At 71.1% G+C, this 13,630-nt stretch carries 16 protein-coding genes and 1 pseudogene; 12 read left to right on the top strand and 5 right to left on the bottom strand.

What is annotated here, in order from left to right; translation table 11 throughout:
* Nucleotides 1-60: 60 nt before the first annotated feature.
* Nucleotides 61-1,032 carry an aldo/keto reductase gene (locus tag OG917_RS19320; RefSeq protein ID WP_328318861.1) on the bottom strand — a complete coding sequence of 324 codons (972 nt, stop codon included), beginning with the start codon at nucleotides 1,030-1,032 and terminating at the stop codon, nucleotides 61-63.
* A gap of 82 nt (nucleotides 1,033-1,114) precedes the next feature.
* Here OG917_RS19320 and OG917_RS19315 point away from each other — a divergent pair, with 82 nt between their 5' ends.
* Complete coding sequence (locus OG917_RS19315; protein ID WP_328318860.1) at nucleotides 1,115-1,735, top strand: TetR/AcrR family transcriptional regulator; 621 nt, start codon at nucleotides 1,115-1,117, stop codon at nucleotides 1,733-1,735.
* A 126-nt stretch (nucleotides 1,736-1,861) separates the two neighbouring features.
* Here OG917_RS19315 and OG917_RS19310 read toward each other — a convergent pair whose 3' ends face one another.
* Entirely contained in the window at nucleotides 1,862-2,596 is a 735-nt protein-coding gene (locus tag OG917_RS19310; protein ID WP_328318859.1) for a hypothetical protein, read from the bottom strand.
* A gap of 382 nt (nucleotides 2,597-2,978) precedes the next feature.
* Complete coding sequence (locus tag OG917_RS19305; protein ID WP_328318858.1) at nucleotides 2,979-3,431, bottom strand: helix-turn-helix transcriptional regulator; 453 nt, start codon at nucleotides 3,429-3,431, stop codon at nucleotides 2,979-2,981.
* A 278-nt stretch (nucleotides 3,432-3,709) separates the two neighbouring features.
* On the opposite strand from OG917_RS19305, the gene OG917_RS19300 reads away from it, so the two are divergent.
* The 3 genes and pseudogenes from OG917_RS19300 to OG917_RS19290 all read left to right on the top strand — a co-directional run.
* Nucleotides 3,710-3,979: a WhiB family transcriptional regulator gene (locus OG917_RS19300; RefSeq protein WP_328318857.1), complete on the top strand. Its 270-nt coding sequence runs from the start codon at nucleotides 3,710-3,712 to the stop codon at nucleotides 3,977-3,979.
* Between the two features lie 121 nt (nucleotides 3,980-4,100).
* Nucleotides 4,101-4,883: a hypothetical protein gene (locus OG917_RS19295; RefSeq protein ID WP_328318856.1), complete on the top strand. Its 783-nt coding sequence runs from the start codon at nucleotides 4,101-4,103 to the stop codon at nucleotides 4,881-4,883.
* Nucleotides 4,880-5,092, top strand: a pseudogene (locus tag OG917_RS19290) (hypothetical protein); the annotation flags it as partial. The gene OG917_RS19295 and the pseudogene OG917_RS19290, both read left to right, overlap by 4 nt.
* Before the next feature lie 282 nt (nucleotides 5,093-5,374).
* Here OG917_RS19290 and OG917_RS19285 read toward each other — a convergent pair.
* Entirely contained in the window at nucleotides 5,375-5,626 is a 252-nt protein-coding gene (locus tag OG917_RS19285) for a hypothetical protein (RefSeq protein WP_328318855.1), read from the bottom strand.
* 333 nt (nucleotides 5,627-5,959) lie between these two features.
* Here OG917_RS19285 and OG917_RS19280 point away from each other — a divergent pair, with 333 nt between their 5' ends.
* The 4 genes from OG917_RS19280 to OG917_RS19265 all read left to right on the top strand — a co-directional run bounded on the left by OG917_RS19280 (nucleotide 5,960) and on the right by OG917_RS19265 (nucleotide 8,113).
* A complete protein-coding gene (locus OG917_RS19280; protein WP_328318854.1) occupies nucleotides 5,960-6,370 on the top strand; it encodes a hypothetical protein in 411 nt (136 codons plus the stop codon).
* A 159-nt stretch (nucleotides 6,371-6,529) separates the two neighbouring features.
* Nucleotides 6,530-7,132 (top strand): phage tail tube protein, encoded by a 603-nt coding sequence (locus tag OG917_RS19275; RefSeq protein WP_328318853.1) that lies wholly within the window; start codon nucleotides 6,530-6,532, stop codon nucleotides 7,130-7,132.
* A 271-nt stretch (nucleotides 7,133-7,403) separates the two neighbouring features.
* Nucleotides 7,404-7,694, top strand: a complete 291-nt coding sequence (locus tag OG917_RS19270) for a hypothetical protein (protein ID WP_328318852.1) — start codon at nucleotides 7,404-7,406, stop codon at nucleotides 7,692-7,694.
* Between the two features lie 65 nt (nucleotides 7,695-7,759).
* Entirely contained in the window at nucleotides 7,760-8,113 is a 354-nt protein-coding gene (locus OG917_RS19265; protein WP_328318851.1) for a hypothetical protein, read from the top strand.
* A 672-nt stretch (nucleotides 8,114-8,785) separates the two neighbouring features.
* On the opposite strand, the gene OG917_RS19260 is transcribed toward OG917_RS19265, so the two are convergent.
* On the bottom strand, nucleotides 8,786-9,178 hold the full coding sequence (locus OG917_RS19260; RefSeq protein WP_328318850.1) for a hypothetical protein: 393 nt from the start codon (nucleotides 9,176-9,178) through the stop codon (nucleotides 8,786-8,788).
* 169 nt (nucleotides 9,179-9,347) lie between these two features.
* Between OG917_RS19260 and OG917_RS19255 the strand changes: the two genes are divergently transcribed.
* The 4 genes from OG917_RS19255 (at nucleotide 9,348) to OG917_RS19240 (ending at nucleotide 13,623) form a co-directional block, all read left to right on the top strand.
* Nucleotides 9,348-9,920: a hypothetical protein gene (locus tag OG917_RS19255; RefSeq protein ID WP_328318848.1), complete on the top strand. Its 573-nt coding sequence runs from the start codon at nucleotides 9,348-9,350 to the stop codon at nucleotides 9,918-9,920.
* A 78-nt stretch (nucleotides 9,921-9,998) separates the two neighbouring features.
* The gene (locus OG917_RS19250) at nucleotides 9,999-11,192 is read left to right on the top strand and encodes a phage tail protein (RefSeq protein ID WP_328318847.1); all 1,194 of its coding nucleotides are present in this window, start codon (nucleotides 9,999-10,001) and stop codon (nucleotides 11,190-11,192) included.
* Between the two features lie 68 nt (nucleotides 11,193-11,260).
* Nucleotides 11,261-12,472 carry a hypothetical protein gene (locus OG917_RS19245; RefSeq protein ID WP_328318846.1) on the top strand — a complete coding sequence of 404 codons (1,212 nt, stop codon included), beginning with the start codon at nucleotides 11,261-11,263 and terminating at the stop codon, nucleotides 12,470-12,472.
* 197 nt (nucleotides 12,473-12,669) lie between these two features.
* A complete protein-coding gene (locus tag OG917_RS19240) occupies nucleotides 12,670-13,623 on the top strand; it encodes a phage distal tail protein (RefSeq protein ID WP_328318845.1) in 954 nt (317 codons plus the stop codon).
* The last annotated feature ends 7 nt before the right edge of the window (nucleotides 13,624-13,630 follow it).

Below are 13,630 nucleotides of genomic sequence, written 5' to 3'. Positions count from 1 at the left end.
GGCCACGGCCGGACGAGCGGGCAGGGCGCGCGTCCGGCCTGGCCCGTGGCTGCCTGCGGGTCAGCGGACGATGTCACCCTGGCGCGTAGGGACGGCGTCCAGGGCGGCGAGTGTCGCCGCGTCGAGCACGACCGACCCCGCGGCGGCGTTCGCCTCCAGGTGCCCGGCGTCCGCGGTACCCGGGATGAGCAGGACGTTCGGCGCGTGGTGCAGCAGCCAGGCGAGGCCGACCTGCGCGGGGGTGCTGCCCAGGGCCTGTGCCGCCGCCACTACGGCCGGCTCGTCGGCCACCTTCGGCATACCGGGGAAGGCGCTGCCGAGCGGGAAGTACGGCACCCAGGCGATGTTCTCGGCGGCGCAGAGGTCGAGCATGTCCTCGTTGTCGCGTGCCACCAGGCTGTAGGCGTTCTGCACACAGGCGATCCCCGCGGGGATGCCCCGGCGCAGGACGTCCAGGCTCACGCTGCTGAGACCGATCGCGCCGATCTTGCCCTCGTCGCGCATCGCCACCATGACCGCGAGCTGGTCGTCGAGGCCGACCACCTGGTCGCCCTCGGCCTTCAGGCCGGGCCCGGAGTCCGCGCGGCGCAGGTTCACCAGCGGGATCTGGTCGAGTCCGAGGCTCGCCAGGTTGTCATCGACGCTCGCCCGCAGCTCCTCGGGGCGCTGCGCGAGCCGCAGCGGCAGCGGCCCGCCGGAGTCGGGGGTGGCACCGACCTTGCTGACGACCAGCACGTCGTCCTCGTCACGGATCGCCTCACGGATGACCTCGTTGGCGAACCCGTGGCCGTAGAACTGGGCCGTGTCGATGTGGTCGATGCCGAGCTCGACCACCCGGCGCAGAAGAGCGACGGCTGCGGCGCGGTCGCCCTGCAGACGCTCCAGCTGCATCGCTCCGTAGCCGATACGGGAGACGGTGCGCCCGACGAGCCGGCCGGGGCCTCCGGGGCGCGGGGCACCGGTGGCGGTGGTGGCGGAAGAGGAGGCGCCGGAAGCGGGGGTGCGGGGAGAAGGGCTGCCTGTGGGGGTCATGGAATCCCGTCCTCATGCGATGATGGAGAAAGCGGAGGAGTCTCCGTTATTCGACTGTAGCACTAACGGAGGGTCCTCCGCTTTGCCTCCTCCCGAACCGCAGCCCCCGACCGGCGCCCCGACCGACCGGCCGGCCGCCCCGGGCCGCCCCACCCGCTCCGACGCGCGGCGCAACCGCGAGAAGCTCCTCACCGCCGCGCGGGCCGCCTTCACGGCCGCCGACGACACGGTCGCGCTCGAAGCCATCGCCCGCGAGGCCGGAGTCGGCATCGGCACGCTCTATCGCCACTTCCCGACCCGCGAGGCGCTCGTCGAAGCCGTCTACGCCGCCGAACTCGACGACGTCACGGCAGACGCCACCGCGCTGCTCGCCGGGCTGCCGCCCGAGGCCGCCCTCCGCGCGTGGATGGACCGGTACGCGGCGTTCGTCGCGACGAAGCGCGGAATGATCGACACGCTCCGCGCCGGGTGGGCGTCGGGAAGCATGGCCACACCGACCACGCGCGAGCGCATCACCGCCGCGATCGCGGGGCTGCTCACCGCGGGGGTACGGGCAGGGTCGTTCCGCGCGGACGTCGAACCGGAGGACATCACCGCCCTGCTCTTCGGCGTCTTCCTCTCCACGGCGGCCAGCAACAGCCCGGACAGGACCGCCCGCCTCCTCGACCTCGTCGTCGACTCACTGCGCCCGCTCGCCGACTGAGGGGCCGGACGGCCCGCCGCACCCGGGGCCATCACGCCGACCGTGGCCGGGGCCGTCACGCCGGCCGGTGGCCGGGGCCCGCCCCCTGCGGCAACAATCCCGCTCCGGCGCGCCGGAACCGGGCCCTCACCCCGTGCCCGGCCGCTCGTCCTCGTCAGGACGTCCGCGCCCGCGCGACCGGGGCAGCCGCGGGATGGTGGGGACCTTGGAGCGGCGGCTCTTGGGCGCGAAGGCCGGCCGGGGCGACGCGGCGGCGGGCGCCTCCGGGGCGGGCGGCCGGCGCCGGGGGCCGCGGGCAGTACGGGGTTCGGGCACGGCGGCGCAGACCGCTCCGGCCGGGGCTGCCGCGCCCGTCTCCGCGGCGTCGGCGGGAGAGGCCTCACCGGGAAGCGGCTCAGCGCCGTACGGGCCGCCGTATGTGTCGTCGTACGTCTCGCCGTACGCGTCAGTGAGCCCCGAATCCTCTGAGCGCGGCCGGAGTTGGGGCTGCTCCGGACGTTCGTACCGCTCTCTTCGGCGGAACGGGATGACGGCGGCCTGCCCGGGGACACGGTCGCCGGCCTCCCCCGCCCGGACGGCGTCGGCCCCCTCGGCCGACTGGTGGTACTGGGCCGCCGCGTCCCGCCAGCCCCGCCCGTACGCCACGAACTCGCGCCGCTCCAGCTCCTCGCGCACCAGGACCACCAGATCCTCCGCCGCGTGACTGCCCAGCAGCGCGCCGACCGAGGCGAGCAGCTGTGCGAGATCGCCGGGAGGCTGCCCTGCGTCCTCCCCTGCGGCCGGCGCCGCCGGCCGCCGCTGACGCGGCGCACCCCCCGATGAGCCGTTCGCGTGCCGGGAGCCCTTCTCGCCCTCGACCATGCGTGGCTCTTCCTGACGTCCCCTTCGTCACCGCCCCCGTGACCGGTGACCCGACGCCCCGCCCCTATCCGGCGGCCGTCGCACTCACCACCGGCACTTACTTCCGGCGATTACCGGCAACTCCCCCCGAGGAACGGACCGGATACAGCTTAGCCTTCCCTCTCTTCGCCGCCACGTCCTGAGGCAGCCGGACAGCGGGCGTACGGCCGCGACACAGCGGGAGGCGTCGGCACGGGACCGGAACGCGGCCCGCACGCAGGGGATGTGCGCGGGCCCCGGACGGAACGAGGGCCGACTCGGCGTGCGGCGCGGGCGGGGGCGACTCCCGCGGTGGGTCAGGTACGGAATCGCGGGGGAGGTACGGACGTGGGCCGGGGAGGCCTCAGCCTCTCCGCGCCCGACGGGCGGGAAGGTCGCGCTCCACCGGATCGCCGGGCAGGAACTGCCCCGCCACCCGCAGGAACATCTCCCGCTGCTCGGCCGGGACCCCGAGAGCGGCTGCGGCCTCCTCCAGGGTGAGCTGCCTGGTACCGGCGGCCCGGTGCTCCGGATCGTCATGGGCCGGCGGCAGGGGCAGCTCGTCCTCGGTGAGCCTGCCGGAGCGGATCAGCATCTCCCGCACCGGGACGTCCAGCGCATGCGCGAGGCGGCGCATCGTCTCCAGATCAGGCATGCTCTGCCGCTGCAACAGCCGCGTGATGGCGGCCCGGTGCACCCCCGCCTCATCGGCGAGGCGCGATTTGCCGCCGCCGCGCGGACTGTCGATGTCATATCCACGCTGCCGGATCACGTCCTCGATCCAGGCCGTGAACTGGTCCAGTTCATTGACGGTCACGGGCCCTCGCCTCCCTCCGAAGCGATCTCCACGTTACCGCGCTTGCGCGCACGGAATTATGAGCTTTTGCGTGCGCAATGTGGATGTTCTGTCGAGAAGGAGCCGCCTTCGCACGCGGGGCGATCCCTGGATCACGCTCCGTGGCCGCCCGCGGAAGGCCGGGCTCTCTATTTCGTTGCGCGCTCGCACGCAATCTGTCAGTCTGCGGCGACGCCGATTCCCTTGCGCCCGTCCGTCACCCCTTGTCCCGTTCCACCGCTCGCGTCCCAGGAGCACTCATGGATCTGTCCCTGCTCGCCCTCCCCTCCGACACCTGGACCCGCTCGGCCGCCTGTCTGGGCCTGCCCCCGGAGGCGGTCTTCGCCCGCCGCCCGGCCGAGGCGGCGCCCGCCCTCACGGCCTGCGCCCGCTGCCCGGTCGCCCGGCAGTGCGAGCAGACGGTGGCGCCGGCGTCCAGCTGGTTCGACGGGGTGTGCGCGGGACGCCTCTGGCACAACGGCCGGGCCGTCGCCCTGACCCGCCGTCCACGACGACGCGCCGCCACCTGAGCAGGCGCCCAGCGCACCGGACCCCGAACCGCAGCACGTCCGCACCCCACCACGCGACTGAACCGCAGCACGTCGGCACAGCGCGACAGAAGCAGAGACCACGGAGCAGAAAGGCCCCGCGATGAGTGAGAAGAAGGCCTCCGGAGCCGGTGCGCCGCACGGCGGCCCTCAGGCACCCCATGACGGCCCGACCGGCGGGGACGGTGCGGGCCACGCCCGGGACGCCGCCCTCTGGGCCGCCCTGCTGATCCGCCAGTTCCCCGACCTGCTGGACGAGTTGGCGCCCTCGGCCGGCAGCCGCCCGTCCTCCGTACGGCACACACCCGGGCCCGCGGAACGCGCGGCACGCTCAGCCGTGACCGCCGCCGAGCGCGCCGAGGCGCTGCGCAACGAGCAGCACCACGGACTCGCCGTCCCCGGTCACTCGGCCGCCCCTGTGCGGCTGCACATCTCGGACGCCCTGCGGGACATCAACGACGGCGTGGTGGAGCTCGAAGAGGCGCTGCTGGACCGGCTCGGACTCGGCCGCCCGCGCCGGGCCCCCGCCCCCGAACGGCTCCTGCGGGTCGCCGCGCTCGTCGGGCGCACCGCCACCGACCCCACCCTGGCCCGGCATGTGCGCGACGAACTGCGCCGGATGGCGCGACGCTGCTCCCGGGCGCTGGGCGAGACGGAGGTGATGGTCCGGCTGTCCGGGCGCTGCCCGTGGTGCGACTCCGTCTCGCTGCGCGCGTTCCCCGACCGGGACGCCGTGCTCTGCGTGAACCCTGGCTGCCGCTGCGGCGACGAGACCTGCGACTGCGCGAGCGACCCGGCCTTCCGTCACCTCTGGGAACGGGACGCCTGGGCGGCCCGCACCGGCACTGCGGGCTCCGCCGCGCCGTCCGGGACCGAGGCCCGATGAGCCCCCGTCCGTACGCCGGAACCGCAGGCGCCACCCTGGTGACCAGCGCTCTGGCCGCCCAGGAGGCCGGGGTGGTGCCGGCGACCGTCAGGAAGTGGGTACAGCTCGGGCACCTGCAGCCGTCCGGGCAGCAGGGCAGACGCCATCTCTACCGCCTGGAGCACGTGTTCGCCGCCGAACGCGCCGCCCGGCGCGCCCCCGGGCGCCGCCCGGTGGACGCCGCCCCTGCGCCGGAGCCCACCCTCACCCAGCGGCCCGGCCCCGGCACGGAGAGCGCCCCCGCAGCACATGGCTGACAGCGGAAACGGCTGAGGCCCGCCCGCGCACAGCACCGCCCCCGGTCCCGCCAAGGGAACCGGGGGCGTTCGCATATCCGCTCCCCGTCGACCGGGGCGGCCGGGGCGACCGGAGGGACGCACTCAGGGTGCGCGCGTACGGGAGGGCCGCCGGCGATCGGAGCGCGCGGACCGTGAGGAGGGCCTGAAACCCCGTCAGACGGGGGCCTCGACGGGGCGGCGAGGTCGCGCCCGTCCGGGTCTCGTCGCCATCGCCTCCTGCCAGCCGCTGGAGAAGCCGCGCAGTTCGGCGTCCCCGGCGATGCGGGCCCCCACCTCGCCCACGACGGCGGCCAGAGTACGGCCCACCTCTCCGGTGTACCGGCCGGCCTGCGCCGATTCCACGGCGACCGCGACGGCCGCTGCCGTCACATCGGCCAGCCGCTCCTTCGGCCCTCCGGTCACCACGACTGCTCTCCGCTGTACGTCGTCACGGCCCCACCGTCCTTACAGAGGTGGCGATTCACGCCACCCTCGGCCTGATCGAATCCACGTTCGAATTGCCGCCCAGAGTAACGCAGCACCCACCCGGACGCCCGGCATATGCCGAACCGGAATACGCATCCGGGCGACGGAATCACAGTTGGTTGCGCGCACGCAATTTATCGATCACTATGGCTGCAGCGGCGGAGCTGTGCCCCTTCCCTCCAGGTGGCGCGGCTCCGCCGCTCTCGTGTCCGGCGTGCGTACGGGCCGTACGCACGGACGTCCATCCCTGCCCCGTACAAAGGAGTGACTCCCATGCCCTCATCCGCGCCGGGCACGTTCCCGGACGTGCAGGCCATCGTCCGGGACCTGCTCAAGGCCCGCCCGGAGCTGGCCGGTGCGTACGTCGACGACGCACCACCGGCCGGTTTCGACGGCACGCAGCAGGCCGTGCTGATCTCCCGGATGGGCGGGGCCTGGGTCGACGACCTGCATGTGGACCAGCCGCTCATCCAACTGGAGGTCTACGGGCCGCAGAAGTCGGTGGCCCACACGCTGGCCAACGCGGCCCGTGCCGCACTGCTGGCCGCCACCGGCACGGTCTTCGGCACCTCGTTCGTCAGCGATGTGACCGAGGCGGACGGGCCGCGCTGGCTGCCCGACTACATCTACGCGGGCGCCAACCGCTACCTCTGCGTCCTCCGTCTCACCGTCCGCACGGACTGACACCGCACCGCCTCAGGCGCCCGGCCCCCGCGACGGGGCCGCGTTCGCGCCCCTCCCCTGAACCGGGCCCCGCCGTACCGAACGGCGGGGCCCTCGTCATATCCGCCCCGGATACGACGGCCCCGACCCGGGGCACCTCCCTGAAAGGAAGCCACCTTCATGGCTGGTAACAACTCGTCCGAGATCCGCATCGCAGGAACGGGCCGCATCCTCGTGGCCCCGGCCGGCACCCCGGCGCCGACCCAGTTCTCCGCCGACCCGGCGGTCGACTGGGACAGTACGGTGTGGCGGGACCTCGGATACACCTCCACCGACGGCGTGACCTTCTCCAAGAAGGACAAGCTCGACCCGGTGGAGACGTGGCAGGCGGTCAGCCCGGCCCGCTTCATCTACGCGGACCGCGACCTGACGCTGAAGTTCGCCATGCTCCAGTTCAACGAGGACACCCTGCCGTTCTTCATGGGCGGTGACACGGTGACGGCGGTCAACGCGACCACCAACCCGGGCGTCTACTCCTACAACGTGCCGGACGGCCCGCAGTTCGACGAGCGGGCCCTCGGCCTGGAGTTCCACGACGGTGCGGACGTCACGTACCGGTTCGTCATCCCGCGCGGCCAGGTCACCGCCTCGGACGACATCAAGCTGGCCCGCAAGGCCGCGGCCTCTCTCGGCGTGACCTTCACGGCACTGTCCTCGGGCGAGACCCAGCCGCTGGCGACCTTCGTCATGAAGGACCCGTCGTACCTGACGACCAGCGCCTGACCCCCTGCCCCCTCTCCGGGGGCACCCGGGGTGCCGGGCCACCGGCCCCGCCCGGCCCCGGCACCCCGTATCCCGGCAACGCGGCGCGCACCGCGGCCCCGCCGCATGGGCGCCGCGTACCGCCCTGTGTGCTCCACGCGGACACCTCACGCCCCCGCGCCCAGCACCTGACACGCCCCCGCCTCGCACCCTCGCGAGTCATGACGACCGCCGCACGGCCGGCGTCCACCCCCGGGCCGCACCGCGCGGCCCCTTCCGAAACGGAGTGCCCATGGCCACCTTCGACGTGAACACCGCCCGCGCCCAGCGCATGGAGGCGCTCGGCCGCACCTGGTCGTTCGAACTCGACGGCGACACCTACGAGCTGCCGACCGAACTGACCCGGGCCACCGCCGGGGCGCTGCGCCGCCTGGACGACAACGACGTCGACGGCCTCCTCGAACTCCTGCTCGGCAAGAAGCAGTTCGCCCGCTTCGCCCAGCTCGACGTCACCATGCAGGACATCGCCGCCATCCTGGAGGCGTACGGCAAGGAGACCGGGCTCGGCCTGGGGGAAGACTGAGCCTCGTCGCGTTCACCGAAGAACACGCCGAGGCTCTGGAAGCAGACCTGCTCCGTCACTACGGGGTGGACCTGCTCGACTGGCACCGCGGCCGGCTCTCCTCCCGCCGGCTGGCGATCCTGATCAAGCACCTGCCGCGGGACAGCGCCACCATCCGCGACACGGACGGCGAGACGGCCGACTGGGGAGTCACCGACTACCTGCTGGCGGCGGTCGTGGACCATCTCGCCGCCGCCAACTGGATGTTCTCCGTCGTGAACGGCGACGGCGAGTCCGATCCGCCGGAACAGCCAGTCCCGGTACCGCGCCCGGGCGACCGGGCGGCGCAGGACGGAACGGCGGCCGACGACACCACGCCGGCGGCCACCGACGCCCAGCCCGCCCTCAGCCCATCGGAACTGGCGCGCTTCTTCAGCTGACGCCACCGCCGGCCGCCCCGTGCCGCGGGGCGGCCGGCGGGCACGACCGGGGGCTCACATCAGCGCGCTCACACACCCCAGGACAAGCAGCACAGCGGCAACGACGAGCACGCAGAGGAGATAGACGCGCTTCCCCTTCACGTTCCTCGGCATGCCGGAAGCGAACGCGGAGCGCTTCGGATTCTCGGGGCCGTGCATGACCGGTTGCGTTCCCTGAGGCTCCATGGTGAGGCCGCGCGCATCCACTTGGTGCGCTGCGGTTCTCACATGGGGGATCCCAGAATAAAGAAACATCAGGAAAGCGATGATGAAAACTGTCGCACAGGAATCAAGCGCTAAAATCCCCCCACGCTATGCATCACCCCTGATCCAACCGGAATGATTTCGCAGTTACCGGAACGCGCACACCGCACTTGCGCAAGGGCGCTTGGCAAAAAAATGGGACGCCAAGAATGAGCAGCGCCAGGAAAGAAACCACAAAGAGGAGCACACAAAAACCGGCCACGGAGGACTGCATTCCCATATTTCGCTCATCGTTACTGCCCGGATGACGCCGGTGGATTCCAGTGCGCCAAGGGACAGGTCTAAGGCCGGCGACTTACTTCGCAGATCTCGGCCCGGGATCCTCTTCTCCCGAAGATCCGCCGGACCGGGACTCGACAGCCCTCAGACTCACATCAACGTGCTCACACAGCCGAGGACGAGCGAGGCGAGTGCCACCGCCATCAGGGCTATGAGGAGATTCCGCCTCCTGCCCACGTTTTCCGGCATAAGGGAAACGAATTCAGCGCGCTTCGGGTTCTCTGGGTCGTACACAACCTCCTGAGAACCCGAGGGCACGGTCGTAAGACCGACCCTGGCAATGCTGTGCAATCCGCCATCGCGCCCGTCGTACCCGTACCTCACGGTTATTTTCCCGTCCTGGGGCACCGACTTGGAAGCCTCCCAAGCCCATGTTTTCACACCCCTTTTTCGCAGCGGAGCCTGCTTGAGGTAAGGGAATCCGAAACCAATAAGGCCCAGGACCGCGACAGCGAACACAACTCCACAGACTTCGATCTCCACAGACCCTCCACATTTCCTTTCGTGGATGATGACACAGCGTCACCTCTGGTGGCAACAAGCCGAGGGCGTCACAGGAATGGGACCATCCGATGCAAATTCCTCTTATGGTGACATTCCAGGCGTCACCTGAGAGCAGCTGCAGTCCCGATAAGCACAGAAGGGCTGACCGATGACAACGAACGAAGAACTCCTCACCAAGGACACCGAAATTCTGCAGGCCGTAAAAGGTGTTCAGGACTCGATCCCGGGGAAGGGCCCGAGCCGGCTGGCCACCGAGGAGTACATCGCCAAACAGATCAGCGAACTGAAGAAGTCCTCCGCGGTAAAGGGAACAGCGGCACCCCCAGCCGAGAAGAAGGATGAGCCCGGGACGATCGAGACCCTTTTGCAGGGCCTCGTCGGCAAGGAAATCGTGGAGAGCGTCAAAAGCCTCGCCACGTCGTCGTTCTCCATGACGACGGCCGTGACGCTGGGTTTCGCACTGGTAAGTGCTCTCGGCCTGAAGCTCTTCCAATTCGATCACGCGCTGACTAAATTCCTGGAGGGCAAGGGAAAGAAGGTCGGCGTCACCAAGGCGGGGCTCCCCAAGCTCGAAAGCGCCGAGGTGACGCAGATGACGGCCCCCGACACCGAGTGGACCAATCGCTCGGTCGCAAGGATCGAAGCGGCGACGCGGAAGCTCGACACCGCGATCGGCAGCCTGCACACCAAAGTCGACGGACTCCTCGCCGAGTTCGCCTGACCGTTCCGTACACCCCCTCCTCCACCCTCCGGCCGCCAGCCGGTCGGCTGACCAGGCCGATGAACGATCGGACATGGAATGGCGTTCACAGCCACACTCAAGAAAGCCTCCGACAGCCTCCGCGGCTTCAAGACCAACCTCGACCAGGCCGGCCGGTCGGCGAGTGGCCTGAAGCAGAGTGCTCAGAGCAGCAACAGCGGAATCACCAGCATCAAGTCCTCGTCCCAGCAGTCCGCCAAGGAACTCAAGTCCCTTCAACTGGCGGCCGACAAGGCGGACAAGTCCGTCACCAAGGCCGGCAAGTCCGGGCAGACCGGCGGGACCGGCCTGGGCAAGTTCCAGACCGGCGCGGCCAAGGCCGACAAGGGTATGCAGGGGCTCAACAAGTCGATGAAGGGAAACCTCATCGGCGTTCTCATGGCGCTGCTCGCCCCGCTGATCGCCAAGATCGTGGACATGGCGATGCAGTCCAAGACCATGCAGAAGATCCTCAATACCGCCTTCAGCGTCATCAAGAGCGTCATCACCAGCGTGATGAAGGCCGTCGGGCCGGTCATGCAGGCCGCCGGGGCGCTGATGAAGAAGGTGTGGGACGGGATCAAGACAGCGGTCTCGGTGGTCGTCAAGGCCGTCGCGACCGTCATCAAGACCTATTTCAACCTCTGGAAGACGATCATCACCACGGCCATGGACGCCGTGAAGAAGGTCGTCACCACGGTCTGGAACGGCATCAAGTCCGTCATCTCGCCCGTGGTCAACTGGATCAAGAGCGTCGTACCGGCGGCCTTCACCGCCGTCAAGAGCAAGCTGTCCAGCGCCTGGAACGGACTGAAGTCCATCGCCGGCAGCGCGTTCGGCGCCATCAAGGGTGCCGTCACCGGGCCGATCAACGCCGTCATCGGCCTGATCAACTCCGCGATCGGCAAGCTCAACGGCATCCGGGTATCGGTGCCCGGCTGGGTGCCGGTCGTCGGCGGGAAGTCCTTCGGCATCCACCTGCCGACCATCCCCCGCCTCGCCCAGGGCGGCATCGTCCAGCCCCGGAACGGCGGCGTGCACACCATCGTCGCCGAGGCCGGTGAGGCCGAAGCCGTCCTGCCGCTCTCCAAGCTGAGCCGGCTGCTCGGCCACACCACCCGCGCGGGCCAGGCCGGCACCGGGGCCGCCGCGACCGACGGCGGCTTCTACATCGAGCAGTACTACGAGGCGACCAGCAGCAGCCTCCAGGACACCGCCTCCGCCCTGCTGTTCCTGTCCAAGGCCCGGGGATGACACGTACCCGGCGGGATCCCACGTCCGGCGGGGCGCGTCCCGCCGCCTCGCTGAACACTTTCCGGACCGTGGCCCTCCAGACGGGCACCGCCGTCCAGACCATGCGGCGCGGGCTCGTCGGGGTCCAGGCCCCCGTCCGTACGATGGCCGCGCGGGCTGCCGCCGCCGCACCAGCACTGCGCCAGTTGCGTACGGCAACGACGCAGGCCGGCCGCTCCGTCCGCAGGACCGGCACATCCGCCGCCACCGCCGCCACCCGCATCCGCGCCGGTGCCACCAGGATCCGGGGTCCGCTCGGTGTGCTCGGGGCCCTCGCCGCCGGAGCCGGGGTCTTCGGGTCCGTGACGGATCTGCTCGGCAGCGCCACCCCGAAGGTCACCAAGTTCATGACCCTCTTCGGGACCGCCATGACGCTCGGGTCCATCGCCATGACCGCCGTCAACACGGCCATGAAGGCCAACCCGCTCGGCCTCGTCCTCGCCGTCGTCACCCCGCTGGTCGCCTACCTCGTCGACTACGCGGTGAACTCGTCCACCGGCCAGAAGGTCATCCAGCAGGTCTTCCAGGCCGCGCTGGACGGCTTCAAGGCCGCCTGGGCGTTCATGGCGCCGGTCATCGAGGGGTGGGCGAAGACCGTCTCCGCGGTGTTCGACGGCGTACAGAAGACCGTCGGCTCCGTACTGAAGACGCTCGGCTCCGCCATCGGTTCGGGATTCCAGGGCGCCGGCAGTGCGATCTCCACGGCGACCCACGCGGTCACCTCGATCGTCAAGGGCGCCTGGAACGGCTTCAAGGGTGTCATCCAGCCCGCCCTGAACTGGCTGACGGGGAAGCTCCCTTCGGCCTTCACCCGGGTGCGCGACGCCATGTCGAAGTCGCTGCACGGCATGGGGTCGTTCCTGTCCACCGGCATCCAGACCGTCGCCGGGGTCATCACCGGGCCCGTGAAGGGCCTGATCGCCTTCGCCAACTGGATCATCGACGGGCTCAACCACCTGAGCTTCAGCTTCTTCGGCAAGAAGTTCGGCGTGCACCTGTCGAAGATCCCGCAGCTCGCCGAGGGCGGTGTCGTGCTGCCGGCCGCCGTGCCGGGCGCATCAACCGTCCAGCCGCTCTCCTCGCTCGGCCGTTTCCTCCCCGCGCCGTCCGGCGCGTCCGCCACCACCGGGCCCGCCTTCTTCGCCGGCCGCCCCGGGGTCCGGGTCTACGCGGAGCGCGAAGGAAACAGCCCGCTGACCATCGCGGACGACCTGCTCTTCCTGTACCGCACCGCCGCCTGACGCTCGCCGAGCCCGCCCCACGCCTCATCTGCGGGCCGCGCCCTCACCGGTGCAGGGCCCCCGCGTGCCCCAGCAGCAACCGCCTTACGCCGCCCGCCGGTTCCGCATGCCCCGGCGCCACCGCACCCCGGCACTCCCGGCCGTCCGCCACGGCGTTCCCGCCCGTACCCCAGCCCGAAGCGAGGTGACGGCCCGACATGGCCGATACCGTCTCCACCCTCCCGCCCACCACCGCCCTCTCCGACGACACCGCACCCGGCTCCCTGATCAGCCTCGACGGGCAGATCCAGTGGGGCGGGCTCCTCATGGGCACCGGTACGCCCTACCCGGTGGACCGCACCGGCATCACCGGCTGGGACGACCTGCCCGAGCTGGACCTCGGCGACGTGCTCAGGCCCGACCAGCACGGGGCCTGGCCCGGTGACCGCTGGGCCCAGCCCCGGCTGATCGGCGCGACCGTCTGGCTGGCACCGCCGGCCGGCACCGATCCGCTCGCCACCGCCACGGCGTTCCGCTCCGCCACCGGCCCCGGCGGCCAGGAACGCTGGCTCGCCGTAAGGCTGTTGGGCGAGACCCTGGCGGTCCGCGCCCGGGTCAGCCGCAGGGTCGTACCGCAGGACCGCGCGTACGCCCTCCAGGGGTTCGCCAAGGTCAGCCTCCAGTGGACGGCAACCGACCCGCGCCGCTACGGCCCCGTGCTGCACGACGCGATCACCGGCCTGCCGGTCGGTGAGACCGGTCTGGCCTGGGACGACACCGCAGGCTCCGGTCTGCGGTGGCCGCTCGGCTGGGGCGCGGCCGGCAACGCCGGATCGATCGCAGCGGCCAACGCCGGGGGCGCCTCGGTACGGCCCGTGGTGGAATTCCGCGGCCCGGTGCAGCGGCCGTCGCTGACCCGGCTCTCCGACGGCCGTCAGCTCCAGTACGACCTGGCGCTGGGCGCCGGGGACGTCCTCACGGTGGATACCGAGACCGGCACCGTGCTGCTCAACGACACCGCGTCCCGCATCTACACCGCCACCCCGGACTCCTCGCCCGAGCAGCTGTTCCAGCTGGAGCCCGGCACCACCGACCTGGCCTTCCGCTCGGACGACACGACGCCGTCCCCGGCCGCGTCCGTCACCGTCCGCTGGCGCGACGGGCACTGGTGACCGGGAC

This window comes from Streptomyces sp. NBC_00388, assembly GCF_036061255.1.
Lineage (GTDB): Bacteria > Actinomycetota > Actinomycetes > Streptomycetales > Streptomycetaceae > Streptomyces.
This window is presented reverse-complemented; position numbering and strand designations above follow the sequence as displayed.

What these genes read in the sequence shown, in the direction of transcription:
- OG917_RS19320 (WP_328318861.1), bottom strand. Translation starts at nt 1,032, where the DNA reads ATGACCCCCACAGGCAGCCCTTCTCCCCGCACCCCCGCTTCCGGCGCC.
- OG917_RS19310 (WP_328318859.1), bottom strand. Translation starts at nt 2,596, where the DNA reads ATGGTCGAGGGCGAGAAGGGCTCCCGGCACGCGAACGGCTCATCGGGG.
- OG917_RS19300 (WP_328318857.1), top strand. Translation starts at nt 3,710, where the DNA reads ATGGATCTGTCCCTGCTCGCCCTCCCCTCCGACACCTGGACCCGCTCG.
- OG917_RS19295 (WP_328318856.1), top strand. Translation starts at nt 4,101, where the DNA reads ATGAGTGAGAAGAAGGCCTCCGGAGCCGGTGCGCCGCACGGCGGCCCT.
- OG917_RS19280 (WP_328318854.1), top strand. Translation starts at nt 5,960, where the DNA reads ATGCCCTCATCCGCGCCGGGCACGTTCCCGGACGTGCAGGCCATCGTC.
- OG917_RS19275 (WP_328318853.1), top strand. Translation starts at nt 6,530, where the DNA reads ATGGCTGGTAACAACTCGTCCGAGATCCGCATCGCAGGAACGGGCCGC.
- OG917_RS19270 (WP_328318852.1), top strand. Translation starts at nt 7,404, where the DNA reads ATGGCCACCTTCGACGTGAACACCGCCCGCGCCCAGCGCATGGAGGCG.
- OG917_RS19255 (WP_328318848.1), top strand. Translation starts at nt 9,348, where the DNA reads ATGACAACGAACGAAGAACTCCTCACCAAGGACACCGAAATTCTGCAG.
- OG917_RS19250 (WP_328318847.1), top strand. Translation starts at nt 9,999, where the DNA reads ATGGCGTTCACAGCCACACTCAAGAAAGCCTCCGACAGCCTCCGCGGC.
- OG917_RS19240 (WP_328318845.1), top strand. Translation starts at nt 12,670, where the DNA reads ATGGCCGATACCGTCTCCACCCTCCCGCCCACCACCGCCCTCTCCGAC.